The 1,847-nt window shown below is 62.4% G+C and carries 3 protein-coding genes; all 3 read left to right on the top strand.

Going from position 1 to position 1,847, the window contains the following annotated elements; translation table 11 throughout:
- Nucleotides 1-521, top strand: a 521-nt coding sequence (locus ACNPM8_RS01440; RefSeq protein WP_448939116.1) for a tripartite tricarboxylate transporter permease, incomplete at its 5' end; no start/stop codon positions are given.
- A 189-nt stretch (nucleotides 522-710) separates the two neighbouring features.
- Entirely contained in the window at nucleotides 711-1,265 is a 555-nt protein-coding gene (locus tag ACNPM8_RS01435; protein WP_448939115.1) for a type 1 glutamine amidotransferase domain-containing protein, read from the top strand.
- 263 nt (nucleotides 1,266-1,528) lie between these two features.
- On the top strand, nucleotides 1,529-1,735 hold the full coding sequence (locus ACNPM8_RS01430; protein WP_448939114.1) for a DUF4193 family protein: 207 nt from the start codon (nucleotides 1,529-1,531) through the stop codon (nucleotides 1,733-1,735).
- The last annotated feature ends 112 nt before the right edge of the window (nucleotides 1,736-1,847 follow it).

Genomic DNA, 1,847 nt, shown 5'->3' with positions numbered 1-1,847 from the left:
TGACCGCCGCCTTCCAGCAGTACGGCATGCAGCCAGGCCCGCTGCTGTTCGAACGCAGCGGCCCCATGGTGTGGACCCTGCTGGCCTCGCTGTTCATCGGACTGGTGATCCTGCTGGTCATGAACATGCAGTTCGCGGTGCTGTGGGCCAAGCTGCTGCTGGTCCCGCGCCACTACCTGTACGCAGGCATTACCGTGCTCTCGGTCCTCGGCGTCTACGCCATCAGCGCCGCGCTGCTGGATCTGTGGATCCTGCTGGGTGTGGGACTGGTTGGATTCGTGATGCGTCGCTACGAGATCCCCTTGGCTCCGGTACTGATTGCAGTGATCCTCGGCCCGCTGGCCGAAACCGAGCTGCGCCGTGCACTGACCGTCTCGGAAGGCGATGCGAGCATCCTGGTTTCCAGCGGAATCACGATTACCCTGTACTCGATCCTCGCATTGACGCTGGCTTTCACCGCCTACAAGCACGTGCGTGCTAGCAAGAAGGCCAAGGAAGATGCCCAGCTGATCAACGCCTGATCATCTTCTTCCCAGCACAGCAGGCCTTGCCGCTTCTACCGCGGCAAGGCCTGCTGTGCGCGTTCAAGGCGCATGGCAGCGCGGCGAAAGCCCGATCCGAAGCCGGCAGCTGGATGCTTCCTGACTGCGGCTTGCCTGCGGTAGCTGCCCAGAGCACAGTGGGCTGTGGACGATGAAAGGAGCATGAATATGCCAGACCTAGCAGGCAAGAAAGTTCTTGCGGCAGTTTCCAACCGCGGAGTCGAGCAGGATGAGCTGAAGAAGCCAGTGGAGCATCTGCGCCAAGCCGGTGCAGAGGTGGTGATCGCGGCCCCGGAGACCGGCCAGGTCAAGTCGCTGGTCGGCGATTGGGATCTGGGGGAGGTCTTCGAAGCCAGCGAAACGCTGGCAACAGTGAACGAGCAGGATTTCGATCTGCTGCTGATCCCCGGCGGAACGCTGAATGCCGACAACCTCCGCTTGGATGCCGATGCCCAGCGCATTGCCCTGTCCTTTGCCGGTTCTGGCCGGCCGATCGCTTCCATCTGCCATGGGCCATGGCTGCTGGTGGAAACCGGATTGGCCAAGGGCAAGACCTTGACCTCGTACACCTCGATCAAGGCCGATGTCGTCAATGCCGGCGCCACCTGGAAGGACGAACAGGTTTTCCGCTGCCCGGCAAACGGCTTCGTGCTGATTACCTCGCGCAATCCAGGCGACCTCGATGCGTTCAACAGCGCCATTGCCGCGGAGCTCAGCTCCTAGCAATTGGCCGCCAGCCGGCCAAGCCGCCGTCGAAGCCAGCCTTCCGGACGGCGGCTTCGCTGCGCTGGACCGGAGCCCGCCATCCAGGGCTTTGGCGATCGAAGCGCACGCCACCACGCTGTGGTTGTCGCGTATTTTCCCACCTGTGGAGGCAGGAACATGGCTGCAGAATATGACGAGGTTCGTCCGGATTTCGCCGCGGCGTCCGAGAAGACGCTCAAGGACGTGCAACAAGCCGATGCCCCCCCGACGCGAAGAGCGTTGTGGCCGAGCTTGAAGAAACCGACTTTTCCGATGGCGTGGAGCTCCCTGGCGCCATCGTCGAGGAAGAGCTGAGCGTTGAAGTCCTCCCGCAAGCAGCGGATGAGTTCCTCTGCGCCAGTTGCTTCACTAACCGCCATCGCAGCCAAGCCGTGCAGAAGACTGGTCTAGGCGTCATCTGCCGCGACTGCGCCAGCGAACTCGCCTAGATTCCTGGGATTCCCAGAATCCCGGCGTCCGGCGATCTCGGCGTTCCAAGGAATTGGGTATGGCGATGACGCTGAGGACTTTGCCATGGACTGCATGGACAGAGCGGGGGGC

Source organism: Glutamicibacter sp. AGC46, assembly GCF_053543715.1.
This window is presented reverse-complemented; position numbering and strand designations above follow the sequence as displayed.

What these genes read in the sequence shown, in the direction of transcription:
- ACNPM8_RS01435 (WP_448939115.1), top strand. Translation starts at nt 711, where the DNA reads ATGCCAGACCTAGCAGGCAAGAAAGTTCTTGCGGCAGTTTCCAACCGC.